The sequence below is a fragment of the Winogradskyella poriferorum genome (assembly GCF_050618035.1).
GTDB lineage: Bacteria > Bacteroidota > Bacteroidia > Flavobacteriales > Flavobacteriaceae > Winogradskyella > Winogradskyella poriferorum_A.
Window position 1 is genome coordinate 1 of record NZ_JBODPY010000025.1, and the last position, 303, is coordinate 303.

Annotated in this window: 1 protein-coding gene; it reads right to left on the minus strand. The window is 48.5% G+C overall.

The genetic code is table 11. From position 1 onward, the window contains the following. A partial coding sequence (locus ACRHOC_RS14775) for a hypothetical protein (RefSeq protein ID WP_431159397.1) occupies positions 1-217 on the minus strand: 217 nt, incomplete at its 3' end. Between the last annotated feature and the right edge of the window lie 86 nt (positions 218-303).

The window sequence follows — 303 nt, forward strand, 5'->3', positions numbered from 1 at the left end:
GACGCTTCACCACCAGGTCGACAGTGTTTTTGTCCTTCACTTTAAGCCAGTCTTTACTGCGCTTGTTGACCCAGTGACCTTTAGGGTTCTTAAGGATGATGCCTTCTTCTCCTTTCTCGATCAGCTTATTACCTAGCTCAAAGGCTTCAACGACGCTGTGGATCACCCACTCATCAGTCATCTGAATACGCTGGAAGGCTCCATCGTGATCTTCCATAAACTGTCGCATCATGGATCGTCTGTCCCAGTATTGTTTCTCGGACTTCCCCGCATCGAACTCAGGTGCAGGAATCAGATCGATCA